This is a genomic window from Paraburkholderia graminis C4D1M, assembly GCF_000172415.1.
Classification (GTDB): domain Bacteria; phylum Pseudomonadota; class Gammaproteobacteria; order Burkholderiales; family Burkholderiaceae; genus Paraburkholderia; species Paraburkholderia graminis.
Genome location: NZ_ABLD01000003.1, coordinates 1 through 23,065 on the forward strand (window position 1 = coordinate 1; position 23,065 = coordinate 23,065).

Below are 23,065 nucleotides of genomic sequence, written 5' to 3' on the forward strand. Positions count from 1 at the left end.
GCGAGCAGCGCGACGTGGCCAAGGCCCAATGCGCAAGCCGCGGACCCGAGCCGGTACGCGGCGTCGCCGGCTTGCAGTGCTTCGCTCGGGTCGGCCTTTTCCGGCTGGTCCGCGGCACGCGCGTGTTCCGCGAGCGCGGAGATGGCGGCGTCCGCCGTCTGCAAAAAGTCTTCGTAGGCATGGGCATTGACGCTCAGCACGCCGAGGTCGCGCGTCATCGACGTTTGCGCGCTGAACGATTGCGCCTCGACCGCGCCGGCTTCCCAAAGCATTTCCGATGCCTGAGTGCCCGCGACGTGCCAGTCGACCGTCAAGCCGTAATCGTGCAGCACCTCGACCTGGTCGGCGTCTTCGGCGGCGGCGCCGAACAGCGCGTAGTCGCGCCACAGCAGCGCGAGCGTGGCCCGCACGAGCGAGCGCTGCGCGCGTTCGATGCCGCGCGCGTGGTCCGCAAGCGCGAGGTTGCAGCGTGCGTAGAAGCGCCGCGCGTCGGGCTCGCCGGCCGCGCGCCCGCTGACGCGCAACGCGCGCGCGCAGGCCTTGGCGAGGCGCCAGAAATCGTACGGATCGGGACCGGCCAGCTCGGTGAATACGGCGTCGAGTTCGTCCAGTGCGGCTTGCGTCGCTGCGCGCGCCGCCGCGCTGCCTGTGTCCGGCTGCGAGCGCAGCACCGGCAGCAGCGCGCGCTCATAGCGCGCCCGCAGATGCGCCAACTGCTCGGCCGGCTGCGCGTGAAACGACACAGGCGGCACGGGGCGCGCGGTCAACGCGAGATCTTCGTACGCAACGGGCGACGCGGCGCTGTGCTCGCCGAGATGGGCGCACAGCGCGCGGTAGTGATCGAAGAGCGTCGGCGAACAGGCGAGTTCGCGCAGATTGTGACGCTCGAGCGCCGCCCGGAAATCGCGCAGCGCCGCGCCGAAGCCCGGCCGCACGCTCTCGGCCTCGGCCGGATCGCCGGCCGCGAGCGGCGAAAGGCGCACCAGCACATCGGCGAAACGCGTGGCGCTCAGCCAGCCGGCGCTGCGCAACGCGTGCGAGACGCGCACTAGGGCGGTCGTGCAACCGGTGTGCTGCTCGAACGCCAGCAGCGCTTCAGCGAGCGCCAGCTCCGCGGGGCGTACGGCGCCGCCGCGCGGGTTGGGCAATGCGTCGAAGGAAACGGGAGCTGCGGATCGAAGAGTCATGAGTTGGCGACGGAAAGTCGGCGGGCCGCCGCTTGGCGCTGCGCGCAGACTGAGCGCCTAACGCGCGAACCGGCGACTGAACAGTGACAAATGCGCAATGACAAACGCGCAACGACAATGCGCAACCACAATGCGCGGCGATGCGTGCCCAGTGACAAATGCTGAAGAGCCAATGCCCCGTGCAATACCGGCGATATCAGCTTGTGATTGCGACACCGCCGGCACGGCGACGTTCCGGCGCGACGCCACACTCTGGCCGAGCGCCGCCGGCCGACTTCGATGTCAGATCTGGACCATCTCGAAGTCTTCCTTGCGCGCGCCGCATTCCGGGCACGTCCAGTTAATTGGGACGTCTTCCCAGCGCGTGCCCGGCGCAATGCCTTCGTCCGGCAAACCGGCTTCTTCGTCGTAAATCCAGCCGCAAATCAGGCACATCCAGCTTTGATATTCCATTCTTGTGTCGCGTCGTGAAGTCCGGGGAAACGGGAGCCATGATGGTACCGTGTTGCCGCCCCAATGCCTAGCAATGGCAAACGCCCAATGCAGGCGGCTCACGACGGCGGGCAGCGCTGGGCGGATCACGCGGCGCAACATGTGGCGCCGCGCCACACGGCGGGCGCGCGTTGCGGCAGGAAGCGGCAGGCGGGAAGCAACAGGGAGCGGCAGCAAGCGACAGGGAACGGCCCTGTGCGAAAAAACGCCCCCGCGCCGGTTTAGGACGCATAATTGAGCCAATTGCGCACCTGATGCGCCGAAAATACTGCTCCTCGTAAATCTTCATGCCCAGCGACACGCCTCCGATCGTCCTCACCTTCGGTCTTTCCGATCCCACCGGCGGCTCAGGCCTGCAAGCCGACCTGATGACCCTTGCCAGCATGGGTTGTCATGGCGTCTCCGTGCTCACCGGCTACACCGTGCGCGATTCCGCAACCTGCGACGAGGTCAACGGACTCGATCCTGAAGTGGTCGCCACCCAGGCGCGCATGCTTCTCGAAGACATGCCGATTGCGGCGTTCAAGGTCGGCGCCTGCACGCGCGCCGAAGTCGTGAGCGCGATCGCCGAGGTTGTGGCGGATTACGACGACATTCCGCTGATTCTCGCCCCGGACTTCACGCTCGACGACGAACACGTGCTCGCCGCCGACGAACTGCGCGAGGCCATCGCCGATCTGCTCGCGCCGCAAACCACCTTGCTGGTCGCCGATTCCGCCACGCTGCTCGCCCTTGCTCAACCGGACGGCGACGCCGAAGCGCCGAGCCTAGACGCGGCGATCTCGCATCTGCTGTCGCACGGCTGCGAATACATTCTGTCGACGGAAACGGGCACGCACCGGCTCGTCAACACGCTTTTCAGCGAAGACGGCCAGTTGCGTCAGGACATGTGGGACCGCGGCAGCAACCGGATCATGGGCATCACCGACACGCTCGGCTCGGCGATCGCCGCGCTGCTCGCCAATGGTCAGGAGCCTGCCGAGGCAGTTCGCGAGGCGCAGGAGTATCTGTATCAGGCTATACGCAGCGCGTTCCGGCCGGGCATGGGCGCGTATATGCCGGACCGCTTCTTCTGGGCCCGCGGCAGCGACGACGAAACGCCGCCGGCCGCCGGCAAGGACGCGGCGCCAGGCGAAGCAAGACACTGACTCGCGCGCGGTCGGTATCGCAACTTGCGAACTCGGCGCACGGAGCATGTCGCTGACGCCGTTGCGCGTCAGCCGCCCGCTTGATGGGGTGCCCGCCGTCGCAATCTGTACCCGTTCGTGATGCAACTCCGCGCGGACAGGCGCCTTTCGCGCTGTCTCCACTTTTTTCTGCCGCGCACTTTGATCCAACGACGTCCCGTGCGCTGCCTATGCAGATGTCGTTGTTGTAATCAAACGTTACAACGGGCGCCAGGTCCAGACGTTACACTGGCAAATCGTGAATCGTCATAACGTTATATGTCCGCGCCCACATTTTTTATTCACCCGCCCAAGAGCGGGGGATCGACGGTTATTTCATTTTTCGACCTGAATAAAGGTAAAGACCAATTCGTCGTGTTCGAATGGGATAGAGAAGGCTGGGACAAGTGCCGGGCGAGACTGCTTGAGACACTTATCGGCGGCGGTCATCAGCCGTATGGCATTCATAGAAGCCTCAAAACCCCTCTCTCCTATTGCACCATTCTGCGCGATCCTTTAGCGCGGCAAATATCGCATTACCGCTATGCATTGAATGGCAAAAATGGCGAAATCGCCCACGGCGCGAGCGTGTCGGCCACCGAGGCGCTCGTACTGCGCGGTACACTTTCGCTCGACGAGTGGGTCAGCGAGTCCCTCGGCGGCAAAAACATCTTTGTGCAAATGCTGACCGGCCATTCGGCGCCGGAAGAACTCAGCCTGGAAATTGCGAAAGCCAACCTTCGGCATCATTTCAGCGCCGTCGGCCTTTGCGAGAACATGAGTGAATTTTTACTGCGTCTCTGCGCCAAGACCGGATTGAAATTACCGTTTTATTTTCAGACGAACATCACGAGCGGTTCTCCGAAAGCCATAGGCCAGTTAAGCGAAAAGTCCAGGCAGAAATTTATCGAAGACAATCAGCTCGATTACAGGATTTTCGAGCACGCAAAGAACGAGATTGAGAGCAAGACGCGCAAGTCCGGCAGCGTGTTCAGCAAAGCGCTGGAACTGGTCGAGACGATCCAGGCGGAGATCGATCGGCTCGAGAATCCGCATCTTCATAGCTCGGTGGTGTTCGGCTTCGACGAAGCGTTTCTCGCGAAAGTACACGGCGTAATCGGCCGTTTCGACCTCGCGCCAATCGAGGAATACGTGCGGTTTGCGCAAAGCGAAACGCAACCGCTTGCGGATATGTACGACGGCTTCGTCGACTCCGTGCACGACGGCGTCGTGTCGGGCTGGGCCGTGAACCTCAGTCGCCCGGAACAGAAGGTGCTGCTCGAAGTGCGCGTCGGCAGCGACGTGATTGCGAGCGGCTGGACCGGCGAGCAACGGCCGGATGTAGCCAGCGCGGGATACCCGAGCGCGCACGCCGGCTTTTCGATTGCTTTGCCGCCGGACGCGCCCGACGGCTTCCACGTCGCTGTCGCCGATTCCGCCGAGCGCTTGCACAACGCGGGCGTTTGGCGGCGGGGTTGGCACTGCGCTTAGTCCCTGTGTTGGTCTCTGTGTTTAGTCCTTCAGGAACATGAGAATGGAAGAGCCCTGCAGTCCAGTGCAACGCTTTCGCGGCGGCACGATCACGCTCGAGGACAGAATGCGCATGCACCGCCAGAAGCCGGTCACGATCTGGCTCACGGGCCTGTCGGGAGCAGGCAAGTCGACCATCGCATTCGAACTCGAACGGCAACTCGTCGCGCAAGGCCACGCGTGCTATGTACTCGACGGCGACAACGTTCGCCACGGTCTCGGCAGCGATCTGGGCTTCGATCCGCGCGACCGCCATGAAAATATTCGCCGCGTCGCGCACGTCGCACAGTTGATGAACGACGCGGGCCTCATCGTCATTGCGGCGCTTATTTCGCCGATGCACGCGGACCGCGCGATGGCGCGCGGCATCATCGGCGCCGGCAGTTTCATCGAGACGTACGTGTCCGCATCGCTCGCCACCTGCGCCGGCCGCGATCCGAAAGGACTGTACGCGAAGGCGCTCGCGGGCGAGATTCCCGCGTTCACCGGCATTTCGGCGCCGTATGAAACGCCAGTCAATCCGGAACTCGTCATCGATACCGCTTCGTTGACGCTGAGCGACAGCGTGGCCCGCATCTTCAGCTACTTGCGCCAGCATTCGCTCGCGGTTGCGGCATAGGCACACGCATAGTTTTCCGAAGCGCTGCAAAGCGCAAAGCCAAAGAAAAACCCGCATTTCTGCGGGTTTTTCTTTGGCAAGGCGCACCTCGCGGTGCGCTTTCGCATGAGCTCCCGACCGAGCCTGTAGGCCAGGCCCAACCGGGGAGCGGACACGAAATTACATGTCCATGCCCATGCCGCCCATGCCGCCGGGCATGCCGCCAGGCATCGGTGCATCTTCCTTCGGCAGTTCGCAAACCGCTGCGTCGGTCGTCAGCAGGAGACCTGCCACCGATGCTGCGTTTTGCAGTGCCGTGCGCGTGACCTTCGTCGGGTCCACGACACCGGCGTCGACCAGGTCGACGTACTCGCCGGTCGCTGCGTTGTAGCCGTAGTTGCCCTGGCCAGCAGCAACTGCCGCCACCACGACGCTGGCTTTTTCGCCGCCGTTCGTGACGATCTGGCGCAGCGGCTCTTCCATTGCGCGCAGAACGATCTTGATACCTGCGTCCTGATCGGCGTTAGCGCCCTTCAGGCCGGCGATCGCCGTACGTGCGCGGATCAGCGCGACGCCGCCGCCAGCAACGATGCCTTCTTCCACAGCTGCGCGCGTTGCGTGCAGTGCGTCTTCGACACGTGCCTTCTTTTCCTTCATTTCGACTTCGGTCGCAGCGCCGACCTTGATCACTGCAACGCCGCCTGCCAGCTTGGCAACGCGCTCTTGCAGCTTTTCACGGTCGTAGTCCGACGTTGCTTCTTCGATCTGCTTGCGCACTTGCTTGACGCGCGCTTCGATGTTCGCACCTTCGCCAGCGCCGTCGATGATCGTCGTGTTTTCCTTGCCCACTTCGATACGCTTCGCCTGGCCCAGTTCTGCCAGCGTTGCCTTTTCGAGCGTCAGGCCGGTTTCTTCAGCGATGACCTGGCCGCCGGTCAGGATCGCGATGTCTTCCAGCATGGCCTTACGGCGATCGCCGAAGCCCGGAGCCTTCACAGCAACCGTCTTCAGAATGCCGCGGATGTTGTTCACCACCAGCGTTGCCAGTGCTTCGCCTTCGACGTCTTCTGCGATGATCAGCAGCGGACGGCCAGCCTTGGCGACCTGTTCCAGAACCGGCAGCAGATCACGGATGTTCGAGACCTTCTTGTCGTGCAGCAGCACGAACGGGTTCTCGAGCACGGCAACTTGCTTGTCCGGGTTGTTGATGAAGTACGGCGACAGGTAGCCGCGGTCGAATTGCATACCTTCGACGACGTCAAGCTCGTCTTGCAGCGACTTGCCGTCTTCGACGGTAATCACGCCTTCCTTGCCGACCTTGTCCATTGCTTCAGCAATGCGGTCGCCGATCGACGAGTCGCTGTTTGCCGAAATCGCGCCAACTTGTGCGATTTCCTTGTTGGTCGTGCACGGCTTGCTGATCTTGCGCAGTTCTTCGATTGCGGCCGTAACAGCCTTGTCGATACCGCGCTTCAGTCCATCGGGTTCATGCCCGATGCGACGTACTTCATGCCTTCGCGGACGATCGACTGAGCTAGGACCGTTGCGGTCGTGGTGCCGTCACCTGCGTTGTCGCTGGTCTTGGAAGCCACTTCCTTGACCATTTGCGCGCCCATGTTCTGGAGCTTGTCTTTCAGTTCGATCTCTTTTGCGACCGACACACCGTCCTTGGTGACCGTCGGGCCGCCGAAGCTGCGTTCCAGGACAACGTTGCGGCCCTTCGGACCCAGCGTGACCTTCACAGCATTCGCGAGGATGTTCACGCCTTCGACCATCTTGGCACGGGCGGAATCACCGAATACGACGTCTTTAGCTGCCATCTTCTAACTCCTTGAATTCTCTGGATATAACCGTGTAAGTAGCGCTTTGCGCTTACTTGTTGACCACGGCCATGATGTCTTCTTCGCGCATGACCAGCAGTTCGTTGCCGTCGACCTTGACGGTCTGGCCTGCGTACTTGCCGAACAGAACGCGGTCGCCAACCTTCACGTCGAGGGCGATTTGTGCGCCCTTATCGTCACGCTTGCCCGGGCCGACGGCCAGGATTTCGCCCTGATCCGGCTTTTCTGCTGCGGCTTCGGGGATCACGATGCCCGACGCGGTCTTGGTTTCTTGATCCAGACGCTTGACGATCACGCGATCATGCAAAGGACGAAGGTTCATACATACTCCTCTCTTGATTGAGACTGAAGAACGCTTGGAAAACCCGGCTGGCCGAGCCAACCGGCGAAGTTGTTAGCACTCTCGTGCGACGAGTGCTAATTATATGGACAGGTGGTGACAAATTCAAGAAGGGAGGGATCGTTGGCGAGTTTCGTCCAACTTTGAAGCTGTTTACTTCAGCTTGAGCCGCGAGCGTGCGCAGCAGGACAAATTACCCTTGTACATACAAGGGCTTACGGTCACGAATCGCCGTAATCCGACGCGGCAACCTTTACGTTTGGCGCGCCAGATTCGATGTGCGAGGCAATCCACGCAAGGTCGGTAAAAACCCTTACTACCCGGAGCTTCAAGCTACGCTGCTTGAAGCTCTTGAGGGCCGCATAAGGTTTAGGCGGCAACCACGGAACCCGCAGCGAGCCGCTTGCGCCAGGCAATCCAGCCGACAACAATCGATAGTATCGCCACGACAAGCGGCGCCACCCCATGTCCGTATTCGCCGTGCACTGTCACGGTTGCCAGCGCGGCCAACATCACGGTGCAGCCGAGCGCCGCGCCCCACAGCCGTGTCCGTGCTCGCGCCAGCAGAACGGCGGTCATAAGTTCCAGCGAACCGGTCACGAAATGGAACCAGTGCGGGTATCCCCACTTCAGGTATTCCTCGAAGATGGATCGCGGGGCGACGATGTTGCTGAGTGATCCCACGACGAAAAAAGCCGCGAGAACCAAAGGTAATATCTGGCGCCAGGAAAACTTGGACATTCGTTCTACCTTCTCCGATGAGGGCGCTGCCGAGCATCAGTGTGGCCGCCTGTCGACGAGCCGATACGAACTGCGCTGTTCATGCCGTGGTGGCCTTGTAGGCCGCCGCAAAGACATCGCGAGGCGATGTCGTGCCCGCGACGTGCTCGGTGCCCGCAACGCCGAGATCCATCCAGCCCGCGTTGACGGCATCGAACATCGCTTCGGCGGGTCCGGTGTGGCCCTTCGGAACGCCGAGCTGTTCGAACGCTGCCGCCCACCCGGCCCGCGGGATGGCAAAGGCCTTGACGTCGCGCTGCAAGACTTTGCCCAGTTGGGCGGCGACTTCGTCGGCGCTGACCATCGAGCCAAGCTCGACAACGCGATGCCCGGACCACGTCGGCCCGGTCAGCAGCGTCACCACCTGGGCGCCGATATCGTCGGTCGCGATCATGGTCGACTTCCGGCTCGTCGGGTTGTAGTAGACGGGTAGCGTGCCGTCCTTGGCAACATGCAAGCCGTAAAGGAAGTTTTCGAAAAACCCGCCGGCTCGCACATAGGCGATCGGCAACGTCAGGTGGCGCAGTCCCTCCTCAAGAAGCGACAGGGCCGTGATCATTCCCAGCCCGCTCGTTCTGTTCGCACCCATCGACGACAGCACAACCACCCGCGGCGGCACTGCCCTGGCCAGCGCCGCGACATAGTTCGCGATCACGTTCTTTGCTTCCCTGAAATCCGGCGACGGTGCCCAGACCGCCGGCAGCATGACAAATGCACCGTCGACTCCTTCGAGCGCCCTCTCTACGGCGGCCGCGTCATTCCAGTCGCCGTCGACCAGTTCCACACCTTGATCCGCCCAATTGGCCGCCTTCTCGCGATTGCGGACCAGCGCCCGGACTTTCCTGCCTTGCGCCAAAAGATGTTGCGCCGTTGCGCCGCCTACGTGTCCCGTGATTCCCATAACCAGAAACATGTACTTCTCCTGAAATTAGTATCCTGCGACTCCACCACACGCCCGGCCCAGAGGTCCGTAGGAGTGATGAACGGTCTTTGTTTGAGGGCAGGTCTATCATAGAGACCTCTGCCTTCCATCGTAAGGAGGCAGTTTTTTGTTACCAGAAGAGTTAAAGGGAACCCGAATGAGCACGTCCCAGAATGCGATCGACAGATTCAGCCGATATCACCGTCAATTGGCCGACGCCCAGCCGGCACACTGCGCGGTTCGCGACGTGCTCGACCGCATCGGCGACAAATGGAGCATGCTCATGGTCATGGAACTCGCGACGCGATCGCAGCGCTTCAGTGAGCTTCACCGGGCCATACCGGACATTTCCAAGCGCATGCTGACCCAGACACTGCGCGATCTCGAGCGCGACGGACTCGTCACCCGCCATGTTTTTTCAACGAGGCCGCCGACCGTCGAATATCGTTTAGCCGCACTAGGCCAATCCCTGTTGGAACCGATGGCGGCGCTCATCGATTGGGCCGATCGTCGTTATCCGGAGATCCATGCCGCGCGCGTCCGCTTTGACGACGCACCCGGTGATGTCCCGCGCTAGATGCCTGGCCTGATGTGAGGGTGATGGCGAAAGCCTGAAGCGGTCAGCTTATGTTGGGCTTCGCAGATGGCGCGGTAGGACGCATCACTCGTTTAGTACTCGACTTGGGACGCCGAGGCGAAAACCGCATTGAGAACTCGTAGCAGGCGCGCGAAGCACGTTGGCGCCGACGCGGTTATACCGCGGAGGCCATCACATTTTCTCTGACGGCGCGACCCATTGCGTCGCCTTGCCCGAATCCAGGGCTTCCACCAGCGCGGCGAGCGGCATTGGCTTGGCGATGTAATAACCTTGGGCTTGCCCCGCGCCGATTTCGCGCAACGCAGCGAGCGTCATCGCATCTTCGACACCTTCCGCGACTACACGCAGGTCAAGCGATTCCGCCATGCGCACGATCGCCCGAACAATAGCCCGCGTGCGCGGATTCGACGATAGGCCGAAGGTGAACGACTTGTCGACCTTGAGGCCGCTAAAGCGATACTCGTGGACGTAGCTGAGTGACGAAAAGCCCGTCCCGAAATCGTCCAGTACCACGGACACGCCGTTGTCGGCCAAGCGCTGCATCGTACGCCGTGCTATCTCTGGCTCCGCAATCAGCGCGCCCTCTGTTAATTCCAGACAGATGCGCGACGGCGCGACTCCGTGCTGCTGGAGGAGCGCGAAGACGTCGTCCGCAAAATCCTCGCGAGTCATGCTGTAACTGGAACAGTTCACATGTACGGGCGGCCAGCCGGCGAGCCCCGGCTGGGCGAGTATCACTGCGATACGATTGAGCATGTATAGATCGAGCCGGCCCATGACCCGGAGTCCTTCCATCGCAGGCAGAAATTCTCCAGGGGTGAGCACGCGGCCGTCTGGCTGGCGCCAGCGAATCAGAGCTTCGAGCGCAGTCAGACGACCAGTGGCGGTACAGACGATCGGCTGAAAGAAAGGCGCGAGTTCATCGTCTTTTTTTAGCGCAGCGCGCAAGCTGCCTTCCTGTTGCATCTGATCCGAAACCTGGCGTCGCAATTCCTGATTGAACACCACGTAACTGTCACGCCCGCCGTTTTTTGCCCGGTACATCGCCGTATCGGCATCGCGCAGCAGGTCCGCCGGTTCGCCGTGAAAGTCATCGTCAGCGGAGACAATGCCGATACTGCATGACGAAAAAACCACGTGATCGCCGATAGAAAACGGCACGTCGAATGCTGACAGTATCCGCTCGGCGAGCTCGATAGCGTCTTCGACGGAAGCCTCGGCGGAGAGGATCGCGAATTCATCTCCGCCGAGGCGCGCAAGCATGCATTTATCCGCGAGACAATCACGCAGCCGCGTGGCCGCCGACACCAGCAACTGATCGCCGAAATGGTGACCCAGACTGTCGTTCACGACTTTGAAGCGATCGAGGTCGAGAAACATTACTACCAGTTGCTGCCCGGCGTCGCGGTGCCTCGTCCATTCCGCACCAAGCCGCTCGAGCAAATAACGGCGATTAGGCAGACCGGTCAGTGCGTCATGAAAGTTCTCGTGCCACAGTTGCGCGTTTGCCTCGTCGAGCTCCCGCGTGCGTTCCTGAACGCGTGCTTCCAGCTCGACGTTGGCAGCATGTAGTGCATCGGCGGCGCTGCGTCGTGACAACGCAGTGTCGATGTGACGTGAAACGAAGGTCAGCAGCTCCTGATCGCGCGGGGTGTAGTGGACGTCCGGGGAGTAGCTTTGCACTGCAAGCATGCCCCGCACGTTGCCGCCTTCGAAAAGCGGGATACCGAGCCAGGAACGCAGCTTGAGCTGATCGTGCTCAAGTTCCACCTTTCCTTCGCGAATCAGGCATTCTGCATCGGCGCGATTCAGTAGACACGGCCGACGCAGCGAGATCACGTATTCCGTGAAACCTCGTTTGCGACGTCGCGGAGCCGGCTGATGGTGAACGAGTTCATCGGCGTAGTAAGGAAACGAAACCGTTTCGGTATTCTCATCGTAAAGCGCGATGTAGAAGTTATGCGCGTCGAGCAGTTCTCCGAGGATGCCATGCAGATTGCGGAAGAACCCGACCATATCTCCCGGCGCGCTAGACAGCTCGGCGATTTTGAAAAGCGCACCTTGCAAATGTTCCGCGCGTTTGCGCTCCACCACCTCCTGACGCAACGCAGTGTTGAGTTCTGACAGTTCGGATGTTCGCCGGGTGACGGTTTCTTCCAGATTGGCGCGATGAAGAATCCGGTCCAAGGCCATTGCAACGTGACCCGCGACTACGAGAAACAACGCGCGGTCTTCGGCGCTATAACTGCGCGACACGTCGTACACCTGCATGGCAAGCATGCCGAATACTTCATCCGATGCATTTTTTAGCGGGGCGCCCATCCAGAACTCCGGGCGGTCGCCAACGCAATAGAAACGTCCCTGCTTTTCAGCCTCGATAATCCCCGCAGCGTCGATCAGCAACGGCTGTCCACTGGTCAGCACGTGGCCTGTCAATGACAGGCGGTCCGGGTCGACGACGTCGTAGCTTTCCGGCTCGAGCGCCTCAACGTCGATAACATCGACGTAATACGGATAGGTGATGCGTCCGCTTGCCTGTTCATACAGCGCGAGATAGAAGTTTTCCGCGTCGATTATCGTCGCGAGCTGCCGGTGCACCGCGAGCAGGAAAGCCGAGCGCTCGCGCACAGTGCTGGCTATGTAGGCGATCTCGTACAGTACCTGCTGCGTCTTCTGCGCGCGCGCGAGCGCGTCGGCAAGCAGTTGCACTCCCAGCGCATTCGCGAATGCGGCAAGGGCCGCCTCATGCGGCTGGGCAGGCGGTGCAAGGAGCCATCCGAAAGCGCGGTCGCTGGGTCCCGTCGGCCAGCAATGCAGAGCTTCCGCCTCGCAAAACTCGCTGAGTTTATTGTTGGCCAGAACTTCCGGCCATACCCGGTGTGTGCGGGCATGCGCCGCCAGATGTAGTTTTTGTCCCGCGCGATACCATGCCCATTCTCTCCCGCGCAGAAGGTCGCCCGACGCTCGAAGGAGGTTATCGATCGATGCTGTCGCCTCTGTTGACGCAGACAGGTGCATCGCTGGACTTCCGGCAACTGTCGTCGGATTGTCGTCCTTCACTCCTGTCAAGCCGCGATGGTCCCCGGAAACGATATTCATCGACGCTCCATGCAATATTGGTCTTGCATGCCTCCACATCCAGTAACGATCTCTATGGCGTCGGAGCTTTTTTAGAATTTGGCTGCCGACACTCGCTTAACGGCAACTGGGGGGTTTTCCTTTATGGCGACATCATTTCAATGTCGGCAGCGGTTTTAAGGACACCGCGGTACAAGTGCAGCTCCAGGCAACGCCTCACCGTAAAACCTCGGCCACTTCGGCCGTTCGCGACGACCGGGCACTTGAGCGCGTCCGATAATTAATTGAGTGGAAAAAGGTTCAGGGCAATAACCCCGTCCATTCTGGATATCGTTTCCTTTTCAACGCCCCGGGCAGTCCAGTGCCAGGACTCTCCGTGCTCCCGATGTCCCGTTCAAGGGAAATCCCTGCCCTTTTATTCCCATTGAGCGGGAATATGATTTTTGAAATTCGAGAATGGTCTGGCATTCTGCGCTCTTGATGGATCGTGGATAGCGTGATCGTGAATGTGGAACAGGGTGTGACAGGGGCCGAACGGGTGTTGCTGGTGCTGGCCGCGCTCGCCAGTCATGGCAAGGCGATGTCGGTCAAAGATCTGCTAGCCGTGACCGGGCTTGCGCAAAGCACACTGTACCGTCAGATCGCGCTGCTCAAGCGCTGGGGTTTCGTCGCCGAAAACGCCGGTTACTACGCGCCCGGTCCGATCAGCTTGCAACTCGCGCTTGACTTCGATGTGAATTCTCTGCTCGTCGAAGCGAGCCGCACGGAGATGCAGCAGCTCGCGCGCGCGTCGCAGGAAAGCATTGGGCTGGTGGTCGCGGTCAGGCATCAGGTGATGTGCCTTGAGATGGTCGACAGCCAGCAATCGTTGCGCTGCTCGTTCGAGAAAGGCCGCGCCGTGCCGCTCAAGGCGGGCGCGTCGGCGAAATCCCTATTGGCATTCATGGGCGACAGGGCGCGCGCCGAAGTGCTCGACAGCGTGTTTGGCAACGACCCCGTCGGCCGTGCCGCGATCGAAGCAGAACTTGAACAGATTCGAGCCCAGGGCTACGCCGTTAGCGACAGCGAAGTCGACCTGGGCGTGTGGGGAGTCAGCGCTCCGATCTTTCATCACAGTGGACGCAGCGCCGGCAGCAGCGCGTCGATCACGTTGATGGCGCCATCAACGCGCGCCATCGGACGAGAAAGCCAATTAATCGACGGGACGCTACGTACGGCCCGCGCCATTTCCGAGCATATGCAAACCGATTAGCGGGACGAATCTTTTTCAATTTCATCCGTAAATTGGGCGCTCAAATTAACCGCATCACTTGATAGAACCGCAAGGAGCCTACCCCATGAAGCTGCAACGACTGTTGTCCCTCGCATGCGTGACGTTCGCCGTGACGTTTGGCGGATTTTCCGGCGCGGCGTCAGCACAAACGCCGGAAGTGCTGAACGTCGCCACCGACGCCACTTTCCCGCCGATGGAGTACACCGAGAACGGCGCGCGCACCGGCTTCGACGTCGATCTCATGAATGCGCTCGCGAAAGTGATGGGCAAACGCGTGCAATGGACCGACATTGACTTTAAAGGACTGATTCCAGGTCTGATCGCGCATCGTTTCGACGCTGCGATCTCCGGCATCTACATCACTGACGAGCGCGCGAAAGTGATCGACTTCACCGATTCCTACTACGCGGGTGGGCTGGCCGTGCTGGTCAAAAGCGATTCACCGATCAAGACGGTGACCGATCTGAACGGCAAAAAAGTCTCAGTCCAGGTGGGCACGAAGTCCGTGAACTTCCTACGCGATAACTTCCCGCAGATCAATCGCGTCGAGGTCGAGAAGAACCAGGAAATGTTCGACCTGGTTGGCATCGGCCGTGCAGACGCTGCTGTGACGGGTAAGCCGGCCGCCTATCAAGTTGCGAAAACGCGCACCGGCTTCCGTGTACTCGACAAAACGCTGACGACCGAAGCGTACGGCATCGCCGTGCGCAAAGACGAGCCGCAGCTGAAGGCAGCCTTCAACACCGCGCTCGCCAGGATCAAAGCTGACGGCACGTATGCGGCGATCGTCAAGAAGTGGTTCGGCGCGAGTGCGCAATAAACGGCTGGACACGAAATGGAACTTGATTTCTCGCCGGTGATTGCCGGTTGGCCAGACATCATGCAAGGCGCGTTAGTGACGGTCGAAGTGACCGCCGCGTCACTCGCGCTCAGTTGCGCGCTTGGCCTGTTGATCGGCATCGGCCGGCTGACGCCGCAGCGGCGCATCGTGTACGGTTTCTGCACCGCTTACCTGACGTTCTTCCGCGGCACGCCGTTGCTTGTACAACTCTTCCTGCTGTTCTTCGGCCTGCCGCAATTCGGCATCCTGCTGCCGGCGTTCTTGTGCGGCATGCTGGGGCTCGGTCTGTATTCGGCGGCTTACGTATCGGAGATCGTCCGCGGCGCGATTCAGTCGGTCGATCGCGGGCAGATGGAAGCGGCGCGTTCGATCGGCATGTCGTCAGGGCAGGCGATGCGCGCAATCATTCTGCCGCAGGCCATCGTGCGGATGATCCCCCCGCTCGGCAACGAATTCATCGCGTTGATCAAGAACTCGGCGCTGGTGTCGCTGCTCACGATCGACGATCTGATGCATGAAGGCCAGAAGATCATCAGCGTGTCCTATCGTTCGCTTGAAGTGTATCTCGCTATCGCGCTGGTGTATCTGGTATTGACGCAGGTGACCAATTTCGCGCTGCATCGCGTTGAACGTCGTTTGCGTGTGGGAGGAATGGTGCAATGAATACCGTGGCCAAAATCAACGAGCCTATCGTTAGCATTCGCGGTCTGACGAAATCGTTCGGCTCGCATACCGTGCTCAACGGCATCGATTTCGACATTCAACCGCAGCAGGTCGTGGTGGTGATCGGGCCGAGCGGGTCGGGCAAGAGTACCTTTCTCCGCTGCTGTAATGGACTCGAACAGGCAGAAGGCGGCACGATCGACATTTGCGGGCATCGGTTAGTCGACCACGGCGAGATGCTCAAAGAGCGTTCGCTGAATGCTCTGCGCACCGAAGTCGGCATGGTGTTTCAGTCGTTCAATCTGTTTCCGCACCTGTCGGTGCTGCATAACATCACCGTGGGACCGCGCATGTTGCGTGGCGCCAGCAAGGCGCAGGCCGAAGCGGCTGCGATGGCGTTGCTGGAGAAGGTCGGGCTCGCGCACAAGGCGCATGTGATGCCGGCGAGTCTCTCGGGTGGTCAGAAGCAACGGGTTGCGATTGCTCGCGCGCTAGCGATGCAGCCACGGGTGATGCTGTTCGACGAGCCGACGTCCGCTCTCGATCCCGAACTGGTAGGCGAAGTGCTGCAAGTGATGAAGCTGCTCGCGAGCGAAGGCATGACGATGGTGGTCGTCACACACGAAATGGGCTTCGCGAAGGAAGTGGCCAATGTGGTGGTAGTCATGGACGGCGGTATGATCGTCGAAGCGGGGCCGCCCGCGGAGATTTTCACTGCGCCATCACAGCCGCGCACACGCGCATTCCTGCAGGCGGTGTTGTCGCGCGCATGAGAGTCCCATTCGATGACAAGGTGTGGGCAGGCCGTTCCGACGACGGCGAACCCGGCGACACACGACGTGTTTTCAATCAGGTGATGCCATTCGGTAACGCTGTGGACGTGCAGCGCGATGCGCCCGTGATCGTCGGCTTCGGCTCCGATGAAGGCGTGCGCCGCAATCAAGGTCGGATTGGCGCAGCGCATGCTCCGAAGGAATTGCGCCGTGCGCTCGCGGGTTTGCCGGCCAAATCGGCGATGGCGGCACTTGCCGACGCAGGCGACGTGGTGTGCGACGACGGCGACCTCGAAGCCGCGCAAGTGGAACTGGCCCAAGTGGTTAGCGAAGTACTGGCGAGCGGTGGGCGGCCGTTGGTGTTCGGCGGCGGTCATGAGGTCGCGTGGGGTACGTATAGCGGTTTGCGGCTGCATCAGCAGCGTGAAACCGACAATGCAGCAACGCCATTGGCATTGCGCAGTTTGCTGATCATTAACTTCGACGCTCATTTCGATCTGCGCCAGAAGCGTCCCGCGAATTCCGGCACGCCGTTCGATCAGATCGCGCTTGACTGTGCGGAACGAGGGGTGCCATTCAACTATGCGTGCTTCGGTATCAGCGATCTCGGCAATACCGCTTCGCTTTTCGCGCATGCGGAGCGACTCGGCGTGCGCTATGTGTTGGACGTCGATATGCAGGAAACGCAACTGCCGCAGCGCCTGAATGAGCTTCAGAAGTTGCTGGACGCGGCGGACGACGTCTATCTGACGATCGATCTCGACGTGTTGCCGGCCGCCACGGCGCCGGGTGTGTCGGCGCCCGCTGCGCTGGGCGTACCGCTATCGGTGGTCGAAGCGATGGTGCTGCGCGTGCGGGCTTCGGGCAAGCTGCGCGCGGCGGATATCGCGGAGTACAACCCGGCGCTCGATCAGGACAGGCGCACCGCGAGAGCGGCCGCCCGACTAGCGTACCGGTTGCTTTAAATCAGGTCATCGCGCTCACCGTATCGCGTGAGCAGAAAAAACGGCTCGCCGGATTCCCGAACTGGACCGACCGAGTTCAACAGTTCCCGAGTGGGCCCGATGGGGCTGAGTTCTGTATCGCACGGGACTCCGGCGTTTCAGTTTGAGCTCGATGCGCTTGCCGACGCATGCAAGCCAATGCGCGAACGTCTGCTGCGGGCCGATAACTATTTAGCCCCCATCCCAGTACGAACGTCCGTTGTTTGGTGCGCATCTGCCGTTTGAATGGCCCGCTGAACACGAAGGCAAACGGCTGCAACTGGCCGGAAATTGTCCACGATCCAGGCGTTGGCGTCGAATGTCCAGTTCTGGCCGGCTAGTGCCCACCGACCAATGGCGGCTCGTGGCCGCACTGCGTCCCAGGTCCGAGAGGGCCGCGTCTGCGAGGCCCGCGTTTCGTGCGCCGGCATGAACAAGCCGGAACGGACTGACGACGTCACCGCAAGCGGTGGCCATTGATACTCACGGTCTCTGAATATGCTAGTGACAAATGTCGAAGGAGGTATCAGACATACCAGTAGGATGTGTTGCCTTGTTGGTTGGCCGTGACGTTGAAACAATGCTTGTGAGTCAACGGGCTCGATCCCGGTCAGGGAAGCGACGAAACAGACGCGTTCAATTCACGAGGGAACTGGCGATGCGCATCTCGTTTTTGCATACGATCAATGACAACCAACGCATATTCGAGGACGCGGCAATAAATCTTGGTTTGCGGACCGATAACCTCCGCCATGAAGTCCGGTCGGATCTTCGTGAGGCTGTTCAACAAGCGGGTGCATTCCCAGCCAGCGTGAAGGAGGAGACGAAACGTTGTCTTCTGGCTCTTGCGGCGGACGCAGATGCCGTCATCCTGACTTGTGCGACGCTTGGACCGGCTGTGGAAGGAATTGAAAGCACGTCCGTTCCGATTGTGAGAGCAGATGTCGCGTTAGCCGCGGCGGCAGGCAAGATTGGTGGAAAGACCGCCGTGCTGTGTGCGGTTGAGGCTTCCGTCGAGCCTACGAGACGCCTTTTCGCGCGGTATGCTAGCCACTCTGTTACGTCATTGGACGTCATCCACGTTGAAGGTGTGTGGACGCTGTTCCAGAATGGCGACGTCGACGAATGCTTCGCTGCTATCGCGGCATCGGCGGATCAAGCATATGAAGAAGGCGCAACTCTTGTTGCATACGCTCATCCCTGGATGGCCCCGGCGGTGAACCTCGCGCGCAGAGGAAGGCAGCCGCTTGATAGTCCCCAGGCTGCGTTGCGCGCCGTGATGCAGCGAGGCGGTGACCCTTCGCTCGGCTTCTGACATCCGACGGTGGTGCCGATTGTTGGATTGTTGACGATCTTCGCCGCACCTTTGAATGTCTCAAAGTGGCCGACTGTACGCGTTCGTCGCCTGCACCAGATTCGCGTCAACGGCGGACGAACCAAACCGACCCACAAGCGCCGCTGGTATTTTTTTCGGAGCGGACGTTCGACACGGCGAGCCAGCCGTTTAGCTCATGGTGCCAGTAGTGATTTCGACCAATGAAGTCAAATGCTTCTGGCCACGCCCGCCTGTCCCTGAAGGGCTGGTGCCTGGGAACGCTGGAGGAAACCGTTCGCTTCCAGGCCAGAGGGCGCCCGGAGGGTGGCGCGAAGAAGCGTCTTTCCTGGCGCATTGCCGCAGTCAGCGACTGAGTACTGCTGAACCTGAAGTTGTCCTGCATGGCAACCGTGTTAGGTCGCACAACCGGGTGCTCAGCGGCGGGGCAACAAATTGCTCTTGGCATTTCTCGAGCAGCTGCAGTAGCCGAAAGCGCTCTATCGGCAGCGGGAGCTTTTCACCAATCAGACCATGGTCCTATTGCGTCTAGGTAAAGCTGGAACAGATTATATTGGGATGGTGCGCATTCAACTCGGTGCATGTCCGTTCATCTGTGAGCAGTTAGGACTAGCGCAACTGGAATGCTGCGCGAACAGCCCGCATCGTGGACCGCGGTCCTTCAACGATCTGTCGTAGCCGACTTGGAAAGAACAATGAAGCTGACCAAAACATTCATGATGTTGGCGGGCCAGTAACAAACTGCTGCTCGGGTCTGCCCCGGCTACGCCGGGTAGATTACTCCCGGGAAAATCCGGGAGCGCGCGCCTTGTCGCCTTCGCGTAAGATCGTCGTCAGACGATCACGATCCGGGTGTACCTGCATGTCACCCTTCGTCCGCCCACGATGCACGACAAATGCAAGCGGTTCCGCTCGAAGCAGCACTCGATACCGTGTCTCGCGGTCGCGAAGGGCTCGCGTGAATCGGGGACCACGGCGTCGCCCCCATTCACGCCTATACGCCCTTTTGATCCTGCGGTGACTACGACGATCTGCGCCGCGGCGGCTTGGATGCCGTGCGTTTGAGGTCAGCCGTTCTGTCGATGGTCGTCAGGCGGCTGGCAGCGTTGCCAAGGTCGTCCGGGGCCGCGAGCACGGTGCAATGTATCGCCCCAGTCAGTGGCGCGTCACAGCGCGCGACTTGAAACCGCTGGCGTCGCTCGCTTGTCTGGTCCATCTTCGAATCTGCGGAGAGCGACATGATGAACCTCCGAAGTCTTGTTGCGGCGATCGTCGTCGTCCTGCTGACTTCGTGCGCAAGCCTTCCACCGCAAGCCGGCCGCGTGTCCACCCACGCGCTCACCGATACGCAGGCCACGCGCCTCGGCGCAGCGTTCACACCGCGAGACCAGCAGCATCCGGGAGAAAGCGCGTTTCACCTGCTGCCCGACTCTGTCGACGCGCTCGTCGCGCGCGTTGTGTTGATGGAATATGCTGACCGCTCGCTCGACCTTCAGTATTACATCTGGCACGCCGACCTGACCGGCCGTGAACTCGCCGCGGCCTTGCTGAGAGCGGCAGACCGCGGTGTGCGCGTGCGCGTCCTGCTCGACGATCTGGGCACGAATGCGGACGACCAGATGCTGCTGGTGCTCAGTTCGCATCCGAACATTGAGATCCGGCTCTTCAATCCTGTCGCAAACCGCCGGTTCAAGACGCTCGGCACGGCCACCGAGTTTGCTCGCGTCAACCGGCGTATGCATAACAAGGCGTTGATCGCCGACAACCAGGGCGCAATTCTCGGCGGGCGCAACATCGGCGACGAATACTTCGGCGCGTCGAGCACCGTCGCGTTTGGCGATCTCGACGTGCTGGTGCACGGGCCCATCGTACGGAATGTTTCGACGGCGTTCGACGAGTACTGGAATTCGGACGCGTCGTATCCGATCGAGAACCTCCTCGGCCGTCAGGCCGATCCATCGGCGCTAGAGGCTGGCCGCGCGAAGCTGGATGCCTGGCTTGCCTCCAACGAAAACGGTGCGTATGTGCGGCAGGCGAAAGCGCGGCTGACGCAGGTGATCCAGTCACGCGATGCCGAGTTTTCATGGGGCAAGGCGACGCTGCTCTATGACGACCCGTCTAAAATCACGCGCACGCCCAGCGACGCTGAAGGACATCTGATCTCGCAGTTCAGGGCGTTGAAGCTGGAGCCGACCCAGCACTTGCTGATCGTCTCGCCGTATTTCGTGCCCGGAAAGCGCGGCGTGGCATGGTTGAGCGGCCTGACGCAACACGGCGTGCACGTGACGGTGCTGACGAACTCGCTGGCGGCAACGGATGTCGCCGCGGTGCATGCGGGCTATCAGCGTTACCGGAAGCCATTGCTGGAAGCAGGCGTGCAACTGTACGAACTGAAACCCGTTGCGACAACCAGCGGCACTGTCGACAAGAACAAGTCAGTGTTGGGCTCGTCAAAAGCGTCATTGCACGCGAAAACGTATGTGTTCGACCGCAAAAGTGTCTTCATCGGCTCGATGAATTTCGACCCACGTTCGGTCGAGTTAAACACCGAGATAGGTATCTACTGCGAAAGCGAGCGTGCCGCCCGGCAGGTGACCGACCACGTGGAGTCGAGCCTCACCCGCGGAGCGTGGCGGCTCGAACTACGCACCGACGTGACCGGCGCGAGCCATATCGTCTGGAACGATACGGCCGAGGACGGCACCGTCACGGTATTAGATTCCGAGCCGGAAGTATCGGCGCTGCGCCGCGCAGGCATCTGGTTTCTCGGCATTCTGCCGATCGAGTCGCAGCTATGAATTCTGTTCTGGCTGGAAGTCGAACGCCATGGAGCCGGTTGCTGGTCGATGAGCGACGGACGCGAACTCGTCGTCCTATATACGATAAAGTCCTCTATCGCATACGGGTCGATCATAAAAAAACAATCTCACTGTTTGCTCTGGTGACACCAGGCCCTGATCGCTCAAATAAAAATCCCCGTCGGGCGTATGGCCCGTCTGCCGAATCATCGGTCGTCGTCGCTTTGCAAAATGGCGGTTCGTCGCTCGTCAACAGACGTTCAGCAACAGAGTGCGGAGGACCGTTCTTGGCCGACTATACGCGTTCGTCGCCTGCACCAGATTCGGGTCAACGGCGGACGAACCAAACCGACCCACAAGCGCCGCTGGTATTTTTTCGGAGCGGACGTTCGACACGGCAAGTCAGCCGTTTAGCTCATGGCGCCAGTAGTGACTTCGACCAATGAAGTCAAATGCTTCTGGCCACGAGGGTTCGTGGTCCGCCTCTACGTGAAACGTCACGCCGCCCGAAAAACAAAGGCAAAGTACGAAAGCATCTGTCCGTGTGACAGTGGTCACGGACCTACTCCCGACTCGCTTGTTTGACGCCGTTGGAGAAGACAAGATTCGAGAGGCGCTACAGCACATGGTGGTCTATGACCTTTACTCCGGCGACTGGAGAGAGCAGTAGTCATACTTTCATGACGCATACCACGCCGGCCATTCAACCTTGGGTTCGCCGATCAGGAGTGCTGCGGCACTCAGTCGGCAAATCGTCGACGATCCTAAGCCCGATCTCGAATGACTGATTGTGGCCGAACCAGGAAGTTCGGCATGAACCGGCCAGTGACCAGCTCCGCCTCGCCGCGAATTTCCCTTGTCGACCCCTGAGCGGCCGTTCGGAGACGCGTCGATCCTTGACATAGACCCGTAGGTGGGCACAGCCATCATGATGGGCTGTTCTACTCTATTTAAAGGTACTTGAATTTTGTGATGTATATTTTGCTATTGAACCGGGCAGCCTTGAACTGAACTGGCTCCGTCGAGTTTGCTGTAGTTCGCTCCATAATCCACGGAATGGGTCGATATGTCATCTTTCGGCCCTCGATAATTAAATCCAGTATCTCGAATTCCTTCACATAGGCACGTGTCAAATAGCGTCCACCAGTTTCCCACTCCCAATGAGCGGGCACAATCCGCTTTGCTATGACCGTGGCGCTTCCGGTTCGCGCCTTCACTCCCGCAAAGTTGGCAATTTCGAATATTGCTTTCGCCATGCCGGCGAGGATGACCGCGTAGAAGAAGAAAAGCACGCCTGCGGCACCAAGCTGACCGCGATTCAGTAAGGTGAATGGAAGCGACGCGACGTTATGCAAAGACACTCTTGATCTCCATCTTGAAGGAGCCCGGTGCAACGCGCCGAGTGACGCTCACACGCAGTGCATTGATTCTCCCTCAGTCTTGGCCGAATTGTCAGCAATCTCGCCTGACATGTCGAGCATCCGGTTCTGGCCGTCTGTTACCGTTCGCGGCCACGACCGCCTATCTCTCGTCGGAGTCAAACACAAACGAGAGTTCGCTGACCCGCGACGCCCCACTCGCGAGTCCAAGGCCTAGCCAATTGAGCGTTGCTGGCTCGAGCTCAACTGCGAAGCGAGATCGTGCGCTAACAAGACGTGTACCGATTCTTTGACACTCGACCTCAAGCGCCGAATGCTCAACGCTGTCAAAAGCAAACGCGCGGAGAACCAGCCGACTGTATGAATTCGCGGCACTGGAGCCGTTCTCAGACACCACTTCATCTGTGGATGAACGAGGGAACTCGTACAAGGCACGGCCGAACTCTTGCGTCTCGGTAAGAGCAAAAATCTATTGTTGCTGCGAAGCCGG

The 23,065-nt window shown here is 60.4% G+C and carries 18 protein-coding genes and 1 pseudogene; 11 read left to right on the forward strand and 8 right to left on the reverse strand.

All coding sequences use genetic code 11. The features are described 5' to 3' along the window. Both BGRAMDRAFT_RS05785 and BGRAMDRAFT_RS05790 read right to left on the reverse strand, forming a co-directional pair. Positions 1-1,187 (reverse strand): hypothetical protein (locus tag BGRAMDRAFT_RS05785; RefSeq protein WP_044020562.1); only part of this gene is annotated, 1,187 nt, incomplete at its 3' end. Between the two features lie 282 nt (positions 1,188-1,469). Next, positions 1,470-1,640, reverse strand: coding sequence for a rubredoxin (locus BGRAMDRAFT_RS05790; RefSeq protein WP_006047743.1), 171 nt, complete (start codon positions 1,638-1,640; stop codon positions 1,470-1,472). A gap of 326 nt (positions 1,641-1,966) precedes the next feature. Between BGRAMDRAFT_RS05790 and BGRAMDRAFT_RS05795 the strand changes: the two genes are divergently transcribed. The 3 genes from BGRAMDRAFT_RS05795 (at position 1,967) to cysC (ending at position 4,994) form a co-directional block, all read left to right on the forward strand. Next, entirely contained in the window at positions 1,967-2,827 is an 861-nt protein-coding gene (locus tag BGRAMDRAFT_RS05795; RefSeq protein ID WP_006047744.1) for a hydroxymethylpyrimidine/phosphomethylpyrimidine kinase, read from the forward strand. 567 nt (positions 2,828-3,394) lie between these two features. Then, on the forward strand, positions 3,395-4,336 hold the full coding sequence (locus tag BGRAMDRAFT_RS05800) for a chondroitin 4-O-sulfotransferase (protein WP_232292231.1): 942 nt from the start codon (positions 3,395-3,397) through the stop codon (positions 4,334-4,336). Between the two features lie 43 nt (positions 4,337-4,379). Beyond that, a complete protein-coding gene (cysC, locus tag BGRAMDRAFT_RS05805; RefSeq protein ID WP_006047746.1) occupies positions 4,380-4,994 on the forward strand; it encodes an adenylyl-sulfate kinase in 615 nt (204 codons plus the stop codon). 159 nt (positions 4,995-5,153) lie between these two features. Here the strand turns inward: cysC and groL are convergent. The 4 genes and pseudogenes from groL to BGRAMDRAFT_RS05825 all read right to left on the reverse strand — a co-directional run bounded on the left by groL (position 5,154) and on the right by BGRAMDRAFT_RS05825 (position 8,847). Beyond that, positions 5,154-6,793 (reverse strand): annotated as a pseudogene (gene groL / locus BGRAMDRAFT_RS05810) (chaperonin GroEL). A gap of 52 nt (positions 6,794-6,845) precedes the next feature. Continuing rightward, positions 6,846-7,136 carry a co-chaperone GroES gene (groES, locus tag BGRAMDRAFT_RS05815; protein ID WP_006047749.1) on the reverse strand — a complete coding sequence of 97 codons (291 nt, stop codon included), beginning with the start codon at positions 7,134-7,136 and terminating at the stop codon, positions 6,846-6,848. 387 nt (positions 7,137-7,523) lie between these two features. Beyond that, entirely contained in the window at positions 7,524-7,895 is a 372-nt protein-coding gene (locus tag BGRAMDRAFT_RS05820) for a DoxX family protein (RefSeq protein WP_006047750.1), read from the reverse strand. A 79-nt stretch (positions 7,896-7,974) separates the two neighbouring features. Then, positions 7,975-8,847 (reverse strand): NmrA family NAD(P)-binding protein, encoded by an 873-nt coding sequence (locus BGRAMDRAFT_RS05825; RefSeq protein ID WP_006047751.1) that lies wholly within the window; start codon positions 8,845-8,847, stop codon positions 7,975-7,977. Between the two features lie 166 nt (positions 8,848-9,013). Here BGRAMDRAFT_RS05825 and BGRAMDRAFT_RS05830 point away from each other — a divergent pair, with 166 nt between their 5' ends. Continuing rightward, a complete protein-coding gene (locus tag BGRAMDRAFT_RS05830; protein WP_006047752.1) occupies positions 9,014-9,433 on the forward strand; it encodes a winged helix-turn-helix transcriptional regulator in 420 nt (139 codons plus the stop codon). 192 nt (positions 9,434-9,625) lie between these two features. Here the strand turns inward: BGRAMDRAFT_RS05830 and BGRAMDRAFT_RS05835 are convergent, their stop codons facing one another. Next, complete coding sequence (locus BGRAMDRAFT_RS05835) at positions 9,626-12,553, reverse strand: bifunctional diguanylate cyclase/phosphodiesterase (protein ID WP_006047753.1); 2,928 nt, start codon at positions 12,551-12,553, stop codon at positions 9,626-9,628. Between the two features lie 481 nt (positions 12,554-13,034). Here BGRAMDRAFT_RS05835 and BGRAMDRAFT_RS05840 point away from each other — a divergent pair, with 481 nt between their 5' ends. From BGRAMDRAFT_RS05840 to BGRAMDRAFT_RS05870, 7 genes are all read left to right on the forward strand, one after another. After that, positions 13,035-13,784: an IclR family transcriptional regulator gene (locus BGRAMDRAFT_RS05840; RefSeq protein ID WP_006047754.1), complete on the forward strand. Its 750-nt coding sequence runs from the start codon at positions 13,035-13,037 to the stop codon at positions 13,782-13,784. Between the two features lie 85 nt (positions 13,785-13,869). Further along, complete coding sequence (locus tag BGRAMDRAFT_RS05845; protein WP_006047755.1) at positions 13,870-14,625, forward strand: transporter substrate-binding domain-containing protein; 756 nt, start codon at positions 13,870-13,872, stop codon at positions 14,623-14,625. A gap of 15 nt (positions 14,626-14,640) precedes the next feature. Next, on the forward strand, positions 14,641-15,309 hold the full coding sequence (locus BGRAMDRAFT_RS05850) for an amino acid ABC transporter permease (protein ID WP_006047756.1): 669 nt from the start codon (positions 14,641-14,643) through the stop codon (positions 15,307-15,309). Continuing rightward, positions 15,306-16,082 carry an amino acid ABC transporter ATP-binding protein gene (locus BGRAMDRAFT_RS05855; protein ID WP_006047757.1) on the forward strand — a complete coding sequence of 259 codons (777 nt, stop codon included), beginning with the start codon at positions 15,306-15,308 and terminating at the stop codon, positions 16,080-16,082. The genes BGRAMDRAFT_RS05850 and BGRAMDRAFT_RS05855 overlap by 4 nt, the downstream gene beginning before the upstream one ends. Next, entirely contained in the window at positions 16,079-17,047 is a 969-nt protein-coding gene (gene hutG / locus BGRAMDRAFT_RS05860) for a formimidoylglutamase (RefSeq protein WP_006047758.1), read from the forward strand. The genes BGRAMDRAFT_RS05855 and hutG overlap by 4 nt, the downstream gene beginning before the upstream one ends. Before the next feature lie 676 nt (positions 17,048-17,723). Next, complete coding sequence (locus tag BGRAMDRAFT_RS05865; protein WP_044020459.1) at positions 17,724-18,380, forward strand: arylsulfatase; 657 nt, start codon at positions 17,724-17,726, stop codon at positions 18,378-18,380. Positions 18,381-19,636: 1,256 nt separating this feature from the next. After that, complete coding sequence (locus tag BGRAMDRAFT_RS05870) at positions 19,637-21,196, forward strand: phospholipase D family protein (protein ID WP_044020461.1); 1,560 nt, start codon at positions 19,637-19,639, stop codon at positions 21,194-21,196. Positions 21,197-22,146: 950 nt separating this feature from the next. Here BGRAMDRAFT_RS05870 and BGRAMDRAFT_RS05875 read toward each other — a convergent pair. Continuing rightward, on the reverse strand, positions 22,147-22,557 hold the full coding sequence (locus BGRAMDRAFT_RS05875) for a hypothetical protein (protein ID WP_006047762.1): 411 nt from the start codon (positions 22,555-22,557) through the stop codon (positions 22,147-22,149). Between the last annotated feature and the right edge of the window lie 508 nt (positions 22,558-23,065).

What these genes read in the sequence shown, in the direction of transcription:
- BGRAMDRAFT_RS05790 (WP_006047743.1), bottom strand. Translation starts at nt 1,640, where the DNA reads ATGGAATATCAAAGCTGGATGTGCCTGATTTGCGGCTGGATTTACGAC.
- BGRAMDRAFT_RS05795 (WP_006047744.1), top strand. Translation starts at nt 1,967, where the DNA reads ATGCCCAGCGACACGCCTCCGATCGTCCTCACCTTCGGTCTTTCCGAT.
- cysC (WP_006047746.1), top strand. Translation starts at nt 4,380, where the DNA reads ATGGAAGAGCCCTGCAGTCCAGTGCAACGCTTTCGCGGCGGCACGATC.
- groES (WP_006047749.1), bottom strand. Translation starts at nt 7,136, where the DNA reads ATGAACCTTCGTCCTTTGCATGATCGCGTGATCGTCAAGCGTCTGGAT.
- BGRAMDRAFT_RS05820 (WP_006047750.1), bottom strand. Translation starts at nt 7,895, where the DNA reads ATGTCCAAGTTTTCCTGGCGCCAGATATTACCTTTGGTTCTCGCGGCT.
- BGRAMDRAFT_RS05825 (WP_006047751.1), bottom strand. Translation starts at nt 8,847, where the DNA reads ATGTTTCTGGTTATGGGAATCACGGGACACGTAGGCGGCGCAACGGCG.
- BGRAMDRAFT_RS05830 (WP_006047752.1), top strand. Translation starts at nt 9,014, where the DNA reads ATGAGCACGTCCCAGAATGCGATCGACAGATTCAGCCGATATCACCGT.
- BGRAMDRAFT_RS05835 (WP_006047753.1), bottom strand. Translation starts at nt 12,553, where the DNA reads ATGAATATCGTTTCCGGGGACCATCGCGGCTTGACAGGAGTGAAGGAC.
- BGRAMDRAFT_RS05845 (WP_006047755.1), top strand. Translation starts at nt 13,870, where the DNA reads ATGAAGCTGCAACGACTGTTGTCCCTCGCATGCGTGACGTTCGCCGTG.
- BGRAMDRAFT_RS05850 (WP_006047756.1), top strand. Translation starts at nt 14,641, where the DNA reads ATGGAACTTGATTTCTCGCCGGTGATTGCCGGTTGGCCAGACATCATG.
- BGRAMDRAFT_RS05855 (WP_006047757.1), top strand. Translation starts at nt 15,306, where the DNA reads ATGAATACCGTGGCCAAAATCAACGAGCCTATCGTTAGCATTCGCGGT.
- hutG (WP_006047758.1), top strand. Translation starts at nt 16,079, where the DNA reads ATGAGAGTCCCATTCGATGACAAGGTGTGGGCAGGCCGTTCCGACGAC.
- BGRAMDRAFT_RS05865 (WP_044020459.1), top strand. Translation starts at nt 17,724, where the DNA reads ATGCGCATCTCGTTTTTGCATACGATCAATGACAACCAACGCATATTC.
- BGRAMDRAFT_RS05870 (WP_044020461.1), top strand. Translation starts at nt 19,637, where the DNA reads ATGATGAACCTCCGAAGTCTTGTTGCGGCGATCGTCGTCGTCCTGCTG.